The 14,252-nt window shown below is 72.0% G+C and carries 14 protein-coding genes; 6 read left to right on the top strand and 8 right to left on the bottom strand.

All coding sequences use genetic code 11. From position 1 onward, the window contains the following. Positions 1-48: 48 nt before the first annotated feature. Positions 49-1,602, top strand: coding sequence for an LCP family protein (locus ACFYYW_RS05030; protein WP_352328089.1), 1,554 nt, complete (start codon positions 49-51; stop codon positions 1,600-1,602). 63 nt (positions 1,603-1,665) lie between these two features. Here the strand turns inward: ACFYYW_RS05030 and ACFYYW_RS05025 are convergent, their stop codons facing one another. Both ACFYYW_RS05025 and ACFYYW_RS05020 read right to left on the bottom strand, forming a co-directional pair. Beyond that, a complete protein-coding gene (locus ACFYYW_RS05025) occupies positions 1,666-3,012 on the bottom strand; it encodes a hypothetical protein (RefSeq protein ID WP_387645211.1) in 1,347 nt (448 codons plus the stop codon). 205 nt (positions 3,013-3,217) lie between these two features. Further along, a complete protein-coding gene (locus ACFYYW_RS05020; RefSeq protein WP_387645208.1) occupies positions 3,218-5,254 on the bottom strand; it encodes a spermidine synthase in 2,037 nt (678 codons plus the stop codon). A 185-nt stretch (positions 5,255-5,439) separates the two neighbouring features. On the opposite strand from ACFYYW_RS05020, the gene ACFYYW_RS05015 reads away from it, so the two are divergent. Continuing rightward, entirely contained in the window at positions 5,440-6,798 is a 1,359-nt protein-coding gene (locus ACFYYW_RS05015) for a S8 family serine peptidase (RefSeq protein WP_352328279.1), read from the top strand. Between the two features lie 58 nt (positions 6,799-6,856). Here the strand turns inward: ACFYYW_RS05015 and ACFYYW_RS05010 are convergent, their stop codons facing one another. Continuing rightward, the gene (locus ACFYYW_RS05010) at positions 6,857-7,582 is read right to left on the bottom strand and encodes an ABC transporter permease (protein WP_364413424.1); all 726 of its coding nucleotides are present in this window, start codon (positions 7,580-7,582) and stop codon (positions 6,857-6,859) included. After that, the gene (locus ACFYYW_RS05005; RefSeq protein WP_364389755.1) at positions 7,582-8,319 is read right to left on the bottom strand and encodes an ATP-binding cassette domain-containing protein; all 738 of its coding nucleotides are present in this window, start codon (positions 8,317-8,319) and stop codon (positions 7,582-7,584) included. Before ACFYYW_RS05005 ends, ACFYYW_RS05010 begins: the two co-directional genes overlap by 1 nt. Positions 8,320-8,385: 66 nt before the next feature. Here ACFYYW_RS05005 and ACFYYW_RS05000 point away from each other — a divergent pair, with 66 nt between their 5' ends. Then, the gene (locus ACFYYW_RS05000; RefSeq protein WP_387645204.1) at positions 8,386-9,090 is read left to right on the top strand and encodes a TetR/AcrR family transcriptional regulator; all 705 of its coding nucleotides are present in this window, start codon (positions 8,386-8,388) and stop codon (positions 9,088-9,090) included. On the opposite strand, the gene ACFYYW_RS04995 is transcribed toward ACFYYW_RS05000, so the two are convergent. Further along, positions 9,019-9,327 carry a DUF4190 domain-containing protein gene (locus tag ACFYYW_RS04995; protein WP_387645201.1) on the bottom strand — a complete coding sequence of 103 codons (309 nt, stop codon included), beginning with the start codon at positions 9,325-9,327 and terminating at the stop codon, positions 9,019-9,021. The genes ACFYYW_RS05000 and ACFYYW_RS04995 overlap by 72 nt on opposite strands. A 118-nt stretch (positions 9,328-9,445) precedes the next feature. Between ACFYYW_RS04995 and ACFYYW_RS04990 the strand changes: the two genes are divergently transcribed. Then, entirely contained in the window at positions 9,446-10,237 is a 792-nt protein-coding gene (locus tag ACFYYW_RS04990; protein ID WP_352328274.1) for an ion transporter, read from the top strand. On the opposite strand, the gene ACFYYW_RS04985 is transcribed toward ACFYYW_RS04990, so the two are convergent. Together ACFYYW_RS04985 and rpsD are read right to left on the bottom strand one after the other, a co-directional pair. Then, positions 10,211-11,452: a low temperature requirement protein A gene (locus tag ACFYYW_RS04985; RefSeq protein WP_387645198.1), complete on the bottom strand. Its 1,242-nt coding sequence runs from the start codon at positions 11,450-11,452 to the stop codon at positions 10,211-10,213. The two genes, ACFYYW_RS04990 and ACFYYW_RS04985, sit on opposite strands and share 27 nt — an antisense overlap. 2 nt (positions 11,453-11,454) lie before the next feature. Then, a complete protein-coding gene (rpsD, locus tag ACFYYW_RS04980) occupies positions 11,455-12,069 on the bottom strand; it encodes a 30S ribosomal protein S4 (RefSeq protein WP_387645506.1) in 615 nt (204 codons plus the stop codon). Between the two features lie 67 nt (positions 12,070-12,136). Between rpsD and ACFYYW_RS04975 the strand changes: the two genes are divergently transcribed. Continuing rightward, positions 12,137-12,838: a DUF2470 domain-containing protein gene (locus tag ACFYYW_RS04975; protein ID WP_387645195.1), complete on the top strand. Its 702-nt coding sequence runs from the start codon at positions 12,137-12,139 to the stop codon at positions 12,836-12,838. A 79-nt stretch (positions 12,839-12,917) separates the two neighbouring features. Then, a complete protein-coding gene (locus ACFYYW_RS04970) occupies positions 12,918-13,526 on the top strand; it encodes a hypothetical protein (protein ID WP_387645192.1) in 609 nt (202 codons plus the stop codon). Between the two features lie 49 nt (positions 13,527-13,575). On the opposite strand, the gene ACFYYW_RS04965 is transcribed toward ACFYYW_RS04970, so the two are convergent. Continuing rightward, positions 13,576-14,202, bottom strand: a complete 627-nt coding sequence (locus tag ACFYYW_RS04965; RefSeq protein ID WP_387645189.1) for a TetR/AcrR family transcriptional regulator C-terminal domain-containing protein — start codon at positions 14,200-14,202, stop codon at positions 13,576-13,578. Positions 14,203-14,252 lie beyond the last annotated feature (50 nt).

Genomic DNA, 14,252 nt, shown 5'->3' with positions numbered 1-14,252 from the left:
ATGGGGCGAACGTCATTTTTTGCCTGGTAGGCGTGTGAAGGAGCCGGTGTGAGCAAGCGCGATCGGGTGGACGCCGTGCCCGGAGGCGCCAAGCGGCGGACTCCACGCCCGCGCAAGGGCTCCTCCCCCGCGCCGCGCTTCGCCAAACCCCTGACGACCGCCTCCGTGATCGGCTGGACGGCTCTGTCCGCCCTGGTGCCCGGCGCCGCGCATCTGCGGGCCGGGCGCCGTCGTACCGGGCTGATCATGATCGGCGCGTACGCGGTGATCCTGCTCGCGGCCCTGGCCTTCGGCCTGACCCGGGACCTGAGCAACCTGACGGGCCTGGCCGAGGACGGCGCCATGGTCACGGTGATCGTCATCGCGGCCGCGTGCGCGCTGGCCTGGTTCGCCGTGATCGCCGTCTCGTACGTGGCGCTGGGCCCCAACAGGCTGAACCAGCAGGGCCAGGTGGTGACCGGGATCGTCGTGGGCGTGCTGTGCGTGGCCGTCATGTCGCCGTTCGCGCTGACGGCCAACTACGTGCTGGCCGGGCGGAACGCCGTCAACGCGATCTTCCCCTCGCACCCCGACCCGGAGAACCCCGTCCAGATCAAGAACCCCGAGGACCCCTGGGACGGCAAGACCCGGGTGAACTTCCTGCTGGTCGGCGGCGACGCCGCGGGCAACCGCGTGGGCGTGCGCACCGACAGCATGACGGTGGCCAGCGTGGACACCAGGACCGGCAACACCGTGCTGTTCAGCCTGCCGCGCAACCTGCAGCACGTGCGCTTCCCCCCGTCCTCGCCGCTGCACAAGCACTTCCCGAACGGCTACATGGCCGAGCTGCCCAACGGCGGCCTGCTCAACGAGGTCTGGCAGTACGCCAACGACAACCCGCAGCTCATGGGCGGCAAGAACCGCGGCCCGCGGGCCCTCATGGACGCCATCGGCTACACCCTGAACCTCCGGATCGACTACTACGCCCTGATCAACATGTACGGCTTCGCCGCCCTGGTGGACGCCATCGGCGGCCTGAAGATCCGGGTCGAGGAGGACGTCAAGTGGGGCGGCCACTTCGGCACCGCGGGCACGATCAAGGCCGGCTACCGCAAGCTGTCGGGCGAGGAGGCCCTGTGGTACGGCCGCTCCCGCGTCAACAGCGACGACTTCTCCCGCATGGGACGCCAGCGCTGCGTGATCGGCGCCTTCGCCCAGCAGGCCACGCCCGGCGTGATCCTGACGAACTTCACCAAGATCGCCGGGGCGGCCAAGCGGCTGGCCCAGACGAACATCCCGCGTCCGCTCGTCGCGCCGCTGGCGGACCTGGCGCTCAAGGTCAAGGACGCCAAGATCACCAGCCTGCAGTTCGTGCCGCCGGACTTCTACTCGGGCAGGCCCGACTGGGTCAAGATCCGCGCGGCCGCGAGGAAGGCGATCGCCGACTCCGACCGTTCGGCCCGCCAGGCCCAGACCGCCAACGTGACCGCGTCCCCCGGCTCCCCGACGGCCACGCCGTCGCGGACCCGTACGCAGGCCCAGGGCGCCACGCCGACCGAGACCCCGACCCGCAACAGCCAGCGGGGCGGCGCGAAGTCCCTGACGGAGCTGTGCGGCCTGTGACCGGCACCCCCGCCGGAGCCCGGCTCCGGCGGGGCTGCGACCGCGAGAGCCCGCGGCCTCGGGTCACTTCGTCAGGTGCCCGAGTATCCAGTCGGCGAGCGTGCCGGTGACCGTGCCGTGCTCGGAGTTGTCGGAGTCGCACTGGTAGTCGTCCAGCTCGCTCTGCTCCGGCGACAGGGCGGTGATGTCGGTGTAGAGGTCCACGGTCCAGTCCAGGGGGTCGTACTGGAGCGCGAGGGCGCTCACGGTGGGGACGAAGCAGGCCGACCGGAACCGGCCGGCGATCGGCGCGCCGAACGCGTCGGCGACCGTGCCGTAGCAGGCCAGCGTGCCGCCGGGCGCCCCGTCGAAGGGCGCGACGTCGCTGGTGCGGCTGGTGCTGGCCCACAGCGGGACGGCTCGCATGCCGCCCACCCGCCGGCCGGCGCCCCGGTCCGGCTGGGTGCGCACGGTGGCGCCGGCCAGCCCGTCCAGGGCGGTCCACTCGAAGGCCAGGGCGTCGGGCGGGACGTTGCGGCCGGTGCCGTCGGCGGCGCCGTTGGAGACGCCGAGCTTGCGCGGCCTGAGCGGGAACCAGCCGGCGGCGCGCAGGTCCTCGATGAACGCCAGGCGCAGCGGGCTGGCCGTGGCGACCGGCCCGGAGTAGCGCCCGTCCGGGACCCAGCCCCACAGGAGCTGCTGCGCGGCCGGGCTCCTGATCAGCTCGGCCTGGCCGGGCGTGCCGGGGGCGGCCGGCGCGAGGGCCTCGGCGAAGTGGGCGAGCTGTTGCAGGACGAGCGGGAGCCAGGCGCCGTTGTGCGGCGAGTCGTAGGACAGGTAGGTCGTCGTCTGGTGGTCCTCGCGGCGGCGTTCCATCTCCGCCAGCGCGTACCGGGTGACCAGGCCGCCCGCGCCGAGGCCGCCGACGATCAGCGGCGTGGTGCCGAGCCGCTCCGAGATCACGCGGCCCACGCACGCCGCCGCGACGCCGGCGTTGGCCTGGAGGTGGGTGTGGCGGGCGGCGAAGCCGAGCAGCACGACGTCGATGCCCTGGGCGAGGAGCCGGCTGAGCAGCCGGTCGCCGTGCGGCGGGTACGGCGCGTCGAGCCGTCCCCACAGCCCGGCCAGGTCGCTGGGCCCGAGGCCGAACCCGTCGGCGAAGATCATGGCACGGACGAGCGCGTCGTGGCCGGCGGCGAGATGGACGGCGGCCGTCCCCGTGGCGAGCCGGCCCTGGTAGGGCCAGGCGGAGGTGAGCTCCCACCGCGCGTCGGGCTCGCGGCGCTCCCCGGAGCCGGCGGGGTCGTGCGCGAAGAACACCCCCGTGGGGAGCGCTCCGGCGATCTGTTGCGCGCGTCCGGCGGGCGCGGGCCCGGACTCCTGTGCCTGAACGCGCTCGACGTCGATCCTGGCCGCCCCTGGTGTCGCCATGACTGTCACCTTTTCTCGTGGGTTACCGGATGTGACCCCCGATTCGCGTGCCCCGCCTTTCTGAATATCGTTCGATCTTTTTCCGGATTCGATGACGTCTCCAGCTCACCTCGCCCGCGGCGACAAATCAACCCGCGCCGCCGACAATTCATCCTGACCCTCGGTCAAGGCATTACACAGGACCGCCGCGGACCATTTCCCTTTGTCACACGAGCGCGGTCTTTCGCGGCATCAGCGCCAGGGCGCCCAGGTAGAGCAGGGCGGCCACGATGAGCAGGCCCTTGTAGCCGATCACCAGCGCCAGGTATTCCAGGCAGCCGCCGACCATCGCGCCGAGCAGGTTCGCGCCGAAGGACGTGGTCGCGTCGGCGGTGTCGGAGAAACGTTTGGCGAAGACCACGTTCGCGGCGAAGATCGGCAGGAACGCCACCGTCACGGCCGCCACGGCGCGCAACGGCACCGGCAGCGACAACAGCCAGGCGTTCGGCACCAGCCAGGCCAGCAGCAGGCCGGCCAGCAGGACGGCGTACATGACGGGCAGCGGCGGGGTGCGGAAGCGGCGGGTCACCTCGACGGCGGCGAGCACGGCGACCAGCACCCCGGCGAAGACGATCGCGTTGACCACCCAGGTGGTGCCGAACAGCAGCGCGAAGCCGGTCACGCTCTTGGTCTCCAGCAGCATGAACGCCACCCCGAGCAGGAACAGGTCGGCGTAGGGCTTCATGCGGCCGTAGGGGCCCGCCACGACGCGGACGGCCAGCAGGCTGACGATGAGGATCAGGCCGAGGGTGATGATGTAGATCGGCGGGATCGTCCGGTCCTTCAGGTAGAGGAAGGGGCGGTCGTCGTCGGCGGGGGCCGGGGTGCCGGCGGCGGCGCCGGGCCACTGGCTCGCGCAGCGCTGGTCGGCGGCGGTCAGGCCGGCGGTGATGACGGCCTGCTGACCGGCGGTGCTGACCACGTCGACGCACGGCTTGTGGCCGAAGGCGGTCTGCATGGTCGAGGCCAGGCGGTCGACCAGCCAGCTCTCGCGGTAGTAGTTGTACATCGAGAACGTGCCGCCCGGCCGCAGGTGGGCGCGGGCGGCCTGCATGGCCTCCGCGGTGAACAGGTAGCTCTCCAGGCGCAGCGAGCTGGCCCCGGACACGAGGGTGAGCGAGTCGGGCAGGGCGAACAGGATCAGGTCGTAGCGGTCGCCGCTGCGTTCCAGGAAGGCGCGGCCGTCGGTGATGTGGGTGGTGACGCGCGGGTCGGCGTAGGGCTTGTCGGGGTGCAGGCTGCCGCCCAGCTCGCGCAGCTTGGGGTCGATCTCGACGGCGTCGACGTGCTGGGCGCCCTTGGACAGCGCGATGGCCACGTCGGTGCCGCTGCCCGCGCCGACGATCAGCACGTCCTCGGGCGGCCTGGTGGTGCGCTCGTAGGGCAGCCCGTACTGGCGTTCCCACTGCAGGCGGGCGTAGGCGGGCACGGCCTGCTGGTGCGGGATGCCGTTGACGGAGATGTCGGTGACCGGCACGCCGAGCATCTGCATCGCCTTGTAGGTCACCTTGTAGTACGGCGACCACAGCGCCCCGGCCGTCAGCGTCTCCGACAGCAGCAGGCCGGCGACCAGGAGCGAGGGCAGGACCACCAGGCCCAGGTAGAGCGAGCGGGGCCGGGGCGCCAGGAGCAGGCCGTAGCACAGGGCCGCGACCACCCCCCAGAACACCGGCGGCGCCGACAGGAACGACAGCGCGGTGAACGCGGCGATGCCGCTGAGGCTGCCGATCAGGTCGTAGCGGTAGGCCTCCAGGCGCGGCAGCTCGGGGAAGCAGCGCCCGACCAGTTCGGCGGGGCCCATGAGCACCGCCGCCGCGGCGATGAAGATCACCGGCAGGATCAGCCAGGCGGGCGGCCCGACGGTGCCCAGGCTCGTCCAGTACAGGACGCCCTCGGTGTTGCGGTCGACCGTCACCGGGAAGGCCAGCACGAGGGCCACCAGGACGAGCAGGACGACCGGCGAGTAATAGGGCTGGCGGCGCGAGCGCCCCACGCGCAGAAATCCGAGCCCGATTCCCAGAAAAGAACCGAGCAGGACAAAATTGGTGAAATAGCTCAGATGAACGATGTTCGAGCCGGTCCACCGGATGAGCGCCAGTTCGAGGAAGAGCATGAAGGCACTGGCGAGGACGAGCCTCGGCCGGACCGGCAGCCAGTGTTGTCTTTCCCCGTCGGAAACCGGCGTCTGCGCCTGGAGCGTCATGATGCATCACCGTAGTGAACAGACCGAGGACAAGGAAGCCTGACGCCCCGGAAACAATTATGGTCCGCTTCGTCAGTTATGCGGTGTTTTCGCAGGTCACAACCGCCGTAAGGGGCTGGACGCGCCTTGACGGATGCAGGAATGTTGGGTCGTTCGTTTACCCCCATTACGTTCGGTGGTGACTCATGCGGGTCCTGATCCAGCTCCGTCCCTCCCCCGATCTGGTCGCGGCCGTCGCCGATCCCGGCCAGACCGCCACCACGGCCGACGTCGCCGACGGCTTGCCCGGCGTCGAGCTCGACACGGCCTTCACACCGGTCGCCGTGCCGAGGCCGGTCCCGGCGGCCGGCGGCGATCCCCTCTCCCTCCACCAGCCCCTCGACTTCTCGCTGGCCGCCGAGGACGCCTCCGTGCTCGTCCGCGGCACGATCTCCGACGACGAGCTGACCTCGCGGGTCACGCTGCTGCCCACGCTGCGTCCCGACGTCGTCGGCGTGTTCGCCGACCCGGTGATCGAGTCCAGCCTGACCTGCGGCGGCGATCCGCCGGTGGGCGACTGGCACGACGTCGAGCGGCTGCTGAACGTGGCCGGGCTGCACGCCGAGGGGTTCGACGGCGCCGGGGTGGCGCTGGCCGTCCTGGACACCGGCGTCAACGCCGCGCACGTGGCCCGCCAGCTCGGCCGCGCCGTCACGCTGGACGCCGAGCGCAGCTGGAACCCCTCCGGCGTCCCCGGCCGGGCCGGCCAGTTCGAGGTCGACCACGGCACGATGTGCGCCTTCGACGCGCTCATCGCCGCGCCGCAGGCGTCCCTGATCGACGTCCCGCTGCTGCGGTCGGCCCGGCCGGGCGGCTCGGCGCTCGACGGGCTGCTGTCGGACGCGGTGGCCGCCTTCACGCACCTGCGGACGGTGCTGGAGGCCCAGCCCGCGGCGTCCAGGTCGCTGGTGGTGAGCAACTCCTGGGGGTCGTTCTCCCCCGAGTGGGACTTCCCGGTCGGGCATCCGGGCAACTACTCCGACAACGCCGCCCACCCGTTCAACCTGGTCGTGGCCAGTCTCGACCGGGCGGGCGCGGACGTGCTGTTCGCGGCGGGCAACTGCGGCAGGCAGTGTCCCGACGGCCGGTGCGCCTTCCCCAACCGGCCCATCGGGGGCGCCAACTCCCATCCCAAGGCGTTGTCGATCGGCGGGGTCGACGTCAACGGCGAGCGGGTGGGCTACTCCTCGCAGGGGCCGGGGCGGCTGACCGCGCGCAAGCCCGACGTGTGCGCGTACACGCACTTCTCGGGGTCGCGGGCGTTCGGCGACGGCGAGCCGGACACCGGCACCTCGGCGGCGACGCCGGTGGCCGCCGGGCTGGTGGCCGCGGTGCGCACCCGGTGGCCGGCCGCCAAGCTGTCGCCGGCGCAGCTGCGGGCGCTGCTGCGGCGCACCGCCGAGGACCGCAGCGAGGTGGGTTTCGACTACGACTACGGCTACGGGACGGTCGATCCGGCGGGCATCCTGGCCGCGCTGCACCGGCGGGCCAAGGCCGCGGCCTGAGCGCGGCCCTGCGTACACCCCTGAGCACGGGCGGGCGGGCCGTCCCGGAGCGGCCCGCTCACGCCGTCTCCCGGTTGAAGACGCGGGCCCCGACGGTCAGGCCGACCACGGCGAGCCCGGCCGTGACGGCCACGCCGATCCCGACCGTGCCGGTGGCGTAGTGGCCGGCGAACAGGTCGCGCAGCGCCTCCAGGACGTACCTGAAGGGGCTGAGGTGCGACAGCGCGTCCAGCCAGCCGGGCGCCATCGACATGGGCAGGAACGCGCCCGACAGCAGCACCAGCGGGACGACCGCCGTCGACATCACCGGCGCGAAGAGCTGCTCGCCGATGGTCAGCGCGACGGCGTACGACAGGGCGGCCAGGCTCGCCCCCAGCACCACGACCAGCACGAACCCGGCCGCGAGCCCGGCGACCGGCACCCGCATCCCGAAGGCGAACCCGACGGCCAGCACCATCGTCGTCTGCACGGCCATCGTCACGACGTTGTCGAGTACCCGCCCGAGCAGCAGGGCCAGGCGGCTGGCCGGGGTGACGCGCAGCCGTTCCAGCACGCCGAAGCGCCTGTCGAAGACCACCCCGAACCCGGCCAGCCCCATGCTCATCAGGCCGAGCTGGACGATCAGCCCCGGCACCAGCACCTCCCAGGTGCCGAACGTGGCGAAGATCGGCCCGAACAGCACCAGGAACAGCAGCGGCTGGACGGCGCCGAAGACGATGCCGAGCTTCTGGCGCAGGGTGGCGCGCAGCGAGTGGCGGAACAGCACCCAGGTGTCGCGCAGCATCAGACCCCCGCCTCCTCGCGCAGCGACCGGCCGGTGATGTCGAGGAACGCCTCGTCGAGGGTGCGGCCCGCCTTGAGCTCGGCCGGGGTGCCCGCGGCGGCGATCCGGCCGTCGTCGATGATCAGCAGCCGGTCGCAGAGCGCGTCGGCCTCGTCCAGGTAGTGGGTGGTCAGGAAGATCGTCACGCCGTGCTCCTCGCGCAGGGAGCGGACGTGCTCCCACAGGTTGGCGCGGCTCTGGGGGTCCAGGCCGGTGGTCGGCTCGTCGAGGAAGAGCAGACGGGGGTCGTGCAGCAGGGCGAAGGCGATGTCGAAGCGGCGCCGCTGGCCGCCCGACAGCGCGGCGCCCACGCGTTCCTCCATGCCGGCCAGGCCGAGCCGGGCCAGCACCTCACGGTACCGGGACCTGGCCTCGGCGCGGCTCAGGCCGTACAGCATGCCCTGGAGCTCCAGTTGCTCGGCGAGCGGGGCCATGACGTTGACGCCGCCGCCCTGCGAGACGTAGCCGATGCGGCGGCGCACCTCGCGCGGGTCGCCCAGCAGGTCGCGGCCCGCCACGGTGGCGGTGCCCGAGGTGGGGCGGAGCAGGGTCGTCAGCATGCGCATGGTCGTGGTCTTGCCGGCGCCGTTGGGCCCGAGGAAGCCGACGATCTCGCCCGCCTCCACCGAGATGTCGACGCCTTTGACGGCCTCCACGCCGCCTTCGAAGGTCTTGGTCAGACCTGTGGTTCTCAACATGTGATCGCCTCCAAAATTAGGGTAGCCACAATTTTGGAGTCACTGCAAGTTCGGTATCATTGCGGCATGGAAGAGGGGCTGCGGGAGCGCAAGAAGCGGGAGACCAGGCAGCGCATCGCCGACGTGGCGATGGGCCTGTTCATGACGCGCGGGTTCGACCCCGTGACGGTGGCCGAGATCGCCCGCGCCGCGGACGTGTCCGTCAACACGGTGTTCAACTACTTCCCGACCAAGGAAGACCTGTTCGCCGACCGGCAGGAGCTGGTGACCGACCTGCCGCAGCAGGTGGTGCGCGGGCGGCGGCCCGGCGAGAGCGTGGCGCGGGCCTTCCGGCGCGACTTCCTGGAGGCCCTCGACTCACGCCACTGGCGCTACGGCCTCAACGAGGGCGGCGACGTGTTCGCCCGCATCGTCAACGGCAGCCCGTCACTGGTGGCCAAGCTGCGCGAGCTGCACGTCGCGCGGGAGCAGGCGCTGGCCCGGGCCCTGGCCGACGAGCTCGACGCCGACCCCGACGACCTGACCCCGCAGATGGTGGCCACCCAGATCCTCGGCACGACCAGGATCCTCACCACGCACGCGGTGACCCGGATGCTGGCCGGCGAGAGCTGGGAGACGATCGCGCCCGACCTGCGGGCCCAGGCCACGGCGGCCTTCGACCTGCTGGAGTCGGGCATCGGGGACTACTGCGTGCGGCCCTCAGTTGGAGAAGACGGCCGACAGGATGCCGGCCCCGAGCCCGAGCACCATGAAGGCGGCCCCGAGGATTAGCAGGATCGTGGCGATCATGCCGCAGATGCGGCCGGCCTGCACCGCGCCGCGGTTGTCGTAGGCGTAACCGCTGGCGTCGATCTCCTTGAGCGCCTTGTTGCCCATCGACCAGGCGAAGGGGCCGAGGATGCCGCAGACCACCAGGCTGAGGATGCCGAGCACGAGGATCGTGGTGCCGTTGGGGTGACTCTGGGGCGGCGGGCCGTAATAGGACGGACCGTAGTTCGGATACGACATGCCCCTTGTGCCCCCTTGCCCCGGTGACTGTCAGGTGCGATTTATACCACAGGCGCCTCCTTGATCATGTTGCTGCATCATGGAACGGCACATGACCGATCTTTAGGAGCTTGCCCCCGTGCGTGAACGCGTCCGCGCCCTCCTCGCCGACCGGCGTTTCCAGCGCTTCGTCGTCGGCGTCATCCTGGTCAACGCGGCCACTCTCGGCCTGGAGACCGTTCCCGCCGTCGTCGGGGAGTTCGGCCACCTGCTGGTCGTGATCGACCACACCGCCCTCTACATCTTCGTGGCCGAGCTGCTGGCCAAGGTCTACGTCGAGCGTTCGGCGTTCGTGCGCGACCCGTGGAACCTGTTCGACACCCTGATCGTGGGCATCGCCCTGGTCCCGGCGACCGGCGGACTGTCGGTGCTGCGCTCGCTGCGCATCCTGCGGGCCCTGCGGCTGTTGTCGGTGGTGCCGAGCCTGCGCCGGGTGGTCTCGGCGCTGCTGCGCGCCCTGCCCGGGATGAGCTCGATCGTGCTGCTGCTCTCCCTGGTCCTGTACGTCGCCGCCGTCATGGCCACCAAGCTGTACGGCGGCGACTCCCCCGAGCGCTTCGGCAGCCTGCCGACCTCGCTGTTCACCCTCTACCAGACGATGACCGGGGACGACTGGGGCAACATCGCCCGCGAGGTGATGGGCGCCCACCCCACGGCCTGGATCTTCTTCACCATCTTCATCCTGGTCTGCACGTTCGTCGTGCTGAACCTGTTCATGGCGGTCGTGGTCAGCGCCATGGACGAGGAGTCGGCCGAGGAGCGCGCCGCGCTGGAGCAGGACAACAACCTGCACACCCAGCGCATCCTGGAGGAGCTGACCGCCCTGCGCCGCGAGGTCGCCGAGCTACGCCGGCAGGACGTCACCGGCTGAGCGCACCTGGTCAGAGTGTTCCGAGCCGGTCCGGCCGGACCGGTAGACCAGCCGCCACAGGGCCACGGCCAGCAACAGCGTGACCGAGACGTACCCGGGGACGAGCCCCGACAGCGCGGCGACGCCCAGCGGCGCGAGGGCGGTGGGCACCGCCCACCCCCAGATCCAGCGCCACCCGGCGCGCAGGGCCACGCCGAGCACGGCCGAGGCGGCGAAGTACAGCGCCAGCCCGCCGCCCAGCACCCAGCCGGCGCCGTGGTGCAGGGACTGCGCCGGCTCGGCGGCGACGACGCCGAGCCCGGCCGCCGTGGCCGTCACCCCGGCGGTCATGGCGAAGTGCGCGGGCAGCGCGACGTACGGCGGCAGGCCGCGCTCGGCGGCCCCCGGCACGGTGGTCAGGCCGTACTGGAAGGTCAGCCACCACAGGGCGACGATCAGCCCGAAGCCGGCCGCGGCGGCGACGGCGAGCTCCGGCCCCCACGAGTGGCCCGACGCCGAGACGACGACCTGCATGACCGCCTCGCCCAGCACGATGATCACGAACAGGCCGAGCCGCTCCCCCAGGTGGGCCGGATCGAGCACGGCGGCGGCGGGCCGGGGCAGTGGGCGGGCCGGGCGGCCGGCCCTGATCCGGCGCTCCTCGCGCGCGGCCAGCCGGTGTGCCTGGCCGCGCATCTCGGCCAGGAAACGTTCGGGCCGGCGGCTGTTGACGACGGAGAAGACCACGTCGAGCAGGATGCCGAGGGCCCACAGGCCGTAGCGGGTCGAGCCGTCCGCCCAGATGGAGGCGACCCAGGGGAACAGCCCGGCGCCGAGCTGGGCCGCCGGCCAGGCCGTCATGATCGTGCCGGCGTGCTGGATCGACCGGGAGGCGCTGATCCGGCAGACGATGTACGCCGCGATGAACCACCCGTCGTGCGTGCCGGCCGCCTTGTCGATCTCGTGGGCCACGTCGGGCGCGGCGGCGGCCATCACCGCGATGCCGAACATGCCGACCAGCATGCTGCGCACCCGCGTCTTGCCGGCCCGGACGTTGGAGTAGAGCGTCAAGGACGTCCAGACGCTCCACACCGCGTAGTAGAGCACCACGAACAGGACGACGTTCGTCCAGGTCGGATGCTGGAGCCGATGGGCGAGTTGGGCGACCGCCACGACGACGACCAGGTCGAAGAACAGCTCAAGCCAGCTCGCGTGGCGCTCTCCCGCTTCAGTCACGGCTAACGAGAATAGAACTCCACCACGAGCTGCTCGTCCACGGGGACCGCGATCTGCTCGCGCTCGGGCCGGTGCAGCAGGGTGACGCGCAGCTCGGCGTGGTCGACCGACAGGTAGGGCGCGATCCGCTCGTCGGCGTGCACGCCCTCGGCGGCGGCCACGAAGGGCTGCATCCGGCGCGAGCGCTCCCGCACGGTGATGACCTGGCCGGGTTTGACCAGGTAGCTGGGGATGTCCACCTTGCGGCCGTCCACGGCGATGTGGCCGTGGTTGACGTACTGGCGGGCGGCGTAGATCGACGGGGCCAGGCCGGCCCGCAGCACCAGGGAGGCCAGGCGGGTCTCCAGGATGGTGACCAGCTCGGCGCCCGAGGCGCCCGGCTTGCGCACCGCCAGGTCCCAGTAGCGGCGCAGCTGCCGCTCGGACACGTCGTAGTACCAGCGCAGCTTCTGCTTCTCCATCAACCGCAGCCCATAGTCGCCGGTGGTGCGGCGGTTGGTCCTGCGGCCGTGCTCGCCCGGCGGGTAGGGGCGCTGCTCGAAGTAGCGGACGGCTTTCCTGGTCAGCGGGACGCCCGCGCGACGCGACAGTCGCACCTTCGGGCCGGTGTAGCGCACGTTCACCTCGATGTGGTTAGGTAATCCTTACTTAGGTGAGCCTAACCTACCAATGGATGTGATCTCAATGTTGCCCCTCGCCGAGCGGATCCGCACTCTCGCCTCGACCTCGACGCTGGCCAAACTCACGGTGGACGGCGCCTGCGCCCCCGCCCGGGGCGGCGTGGACGAGAGCGGCCGCCCGGTGCTGCTGGTCCGGCCCGGCGAACCCCTGCACGGATTGCGCGAGGACGCCGTGGTCGCGGTGAACCTGACGGCCATGCGGCAGCTCGGCGCGGTGACACATCCGCGGGCGATGATCGAGGTGCACGGGTGGGCGGAGGCCGTGCCGGAGTCGCAGGCCCGCTCCGCGGCGGTGGCGGTGGCCGCGCACAGCGCCGACGAGGGCCTGTTCGAGGCCCTGGAGCGGTACGGCCGTCCCGACGCCCCGCGCCTGCTGCGCCTGGACGTGGCCCAGGTCGTCTACCTGACCGGCCAGGAGTCCGGCCTGCTGGACGCCGACGACTACCTCGGCGCGGCCCCCGACCCGCTCACCGAGACGGCCGAACGGGTGATCGCGCACGTCAACGACTCCCACCGGCCGCAGCTCACCGCGGGCGTGGCCAGGCAGCTCGGCGAGGAGCCCGGCGAGGTGTGGTTGTGGGAGCTCGACCGGTACGGCGCCACCGTACGGGTGGACGAGTCGCTGGTGCGCTTCCCGTGGCCGGTCCCCGCCCGGTCCGGGCTGTGCCTGGAGACGGCCCTGCGCGGGCTGCTGTGCGGCTGTTGATCACGATTGACGCTGAATTTTCCCCCTGGACGTCCGCCACGGCCCGACCCATGCCCGCACGTCACTACCATCGGGGTACGTGAGCGGAACCCATCGATCGACGACGCGGACCGCCTCCTCCCCGGCGGAGGGGGGCGCGCGGCGCGGCCGGGCGCTGATGGCCGCCGGGGTGCTGCTCGGCACGCTCATGCTGGCCGGGGCGGGGGCGCTGATGGGCGACGCGTTCAGCTCGCCCGGCCTCGACCCGGTGCACTGGCCGCACGCTCCGGGCCGCACCTCCGGCGATCCGGGGCCCGTCGCCGTGGGTTCCGAGAGGGCCACGGCCACCCCCCTCACCCCTGCTGCCACCGCCACGGCCCGGCCCACCCGGGTGCGCACGGGGCCCGCCGTGACCGGTTCCACGCCTGACGGCGTCCGGCCCGAGGGCGGGCGGGGCACGCGCAGGCCGCGCTCGACCACGTCCGGCACCGTCGCCGGCGCCACCCCCGGCGCCGTCGTCGCCTCCCCCGGCCGGACCCCGGCCCCCTCGCCGTCGTCGCCGTCGTCGTCGTCGCCCTCGCACGGCTCTCGCCCCAGCACTGCGCCGACGCCGTCCTGGAGCGGCGATCCGGCGGCGACTCCGTCGTCACACCCGCACGGCACGCCGCCGGGCCGCCACCCGTCCAGGACCCACAAGCCCAGGGGATGACCGCCCGTCGCCGGGGTGCGACGGCTGCTGACGGCCCGCTGCGGGCGGTTCAGGCGGCGTCGTGCGTCATGCCGCGCAACAGGTAGCCGAGGCCCGTGGCGAAGGTGGCGTCCCAGTCGTGGCCGAGGCCGTGCTCGGCCAGGGACGGGTAGCTGGCGGCCCGCTCGCGCAGGAAGGCGTCGGTGTCGAGCCCTTCGCGACGCTGCCAGGTGACCTGCATGATGACCGAGCCCATGACGTAGTTGGACAGGCTGTAGGCGGCCTGCGGGCCGTCCAGGCCGGCCCCGGACAGGGTGCGGTAGAGGAAGTCGGTGCGTTCCAAGGCGTTGGGGCCCATGAGCGGGCGGTCGAGGATGGTGGCCGACCAGGGGTGGCGCAGCAGGGCGGCGCGCCAGCCGTTCATCAGGTCGCGCGCGGCGGCCTGCCAGTCGTCGTGCCCGCCGGGGAGCGGCACCTCGCCGAAGACGGCGTCGAGCGCCAGGTCCAGCACGTCCTCCTTGGTCCGGACGTGCCAGTAGAGGGTGGTCGAGCCCGTGTCGAGACGTTCGGCCAGGCGGCGCATGGTCAGCCGGGCCACGCCCTCCTCGTCGAGCAGCGCGACGGCCTCGGCGACGATCCGGTCGAGCGTCAGCCTCGGCTTGGCGTCCTTGCGGGGGCGAACCCAAACGTTGTCCACACGACGGATAATACGTTGTACGTGAACCGGATCGATGGTCTAGTAATGGA

Source organism: Nonomuraea sp. NPDC001831, from assembly GCF_042892035.1.
GTDB lineage: Bacteria > Actinomycetota > Actinomycetes > Streptosporangiales > Streptosporangiaceae > Nonomuraea.
This window is presented reverse-complemented; position numbering and strand designations above follow the sequence as displayed.

Excerpts from the sequence above, each read along its gene's own strand:
- ACFYYW_RS05025 (WP_387645211.1), bottom strand. The coding sequence starts at position 3,012 with ATGGCGACACCAGGGGCGGCCAGGATCGACGTCGAGCGCGTTCAGGCA.
- ACFYYW_RS05020 (WP_387645208.1), bottom strand. The coding sequence starts at position 5,254 with ATGACGCTCCAGGCGCAGACGCCGGTTTCCGACGGGGAAAGACAACAC.
- ACFYYW_RS05015 (WP_352328279.1), top strand. The coding sequence starts at position 5,440 with ATGCGGGTCCTGATCCAGCTCCGTCCCTCCCCCGATCTGGTCGCGGCC.
- ACFYYW_RS05010 (WP_364413424.1), bottom strand. The coding sequence starts at position 7,582 with ATGCTGCGCGACACCTGGGTGCTGTTCCGCCACTCGCTGCGCGCCACC.
- ACFYYW_RS05005 (WP_364389755.1), bottom strand. The coding sequence starts at position 8,319 with ATGTTGAGAACCACAGGTCTGACCAAGACCTTCGAAGGCGGCGTGGAG.
- ACFYYW_RS05000 (WP_387645204.1), top strand. The coding sequence starts at position 8,386 with ATGGAAGAGGGGCTGCGGGAGCGCAAGAAGCGGGAGACCAGGCAGCGC.
- ACFYYW_RS04995 (WP_387645201.1), bottom strand. The coding sequence starts at position 9,327 with ATGTCGTATCCGAACTACGGTCCGTCCTATTACGGCCCGCCGCCCCAG.
- ACFYYW_RS04975 (WP_387645195.1), top strand. The coding sequence starts at position 12,137 with ATGTTGCCCCTCGCCGAGCGGATCCGCACTCTCGCCTCGACCTCGACG.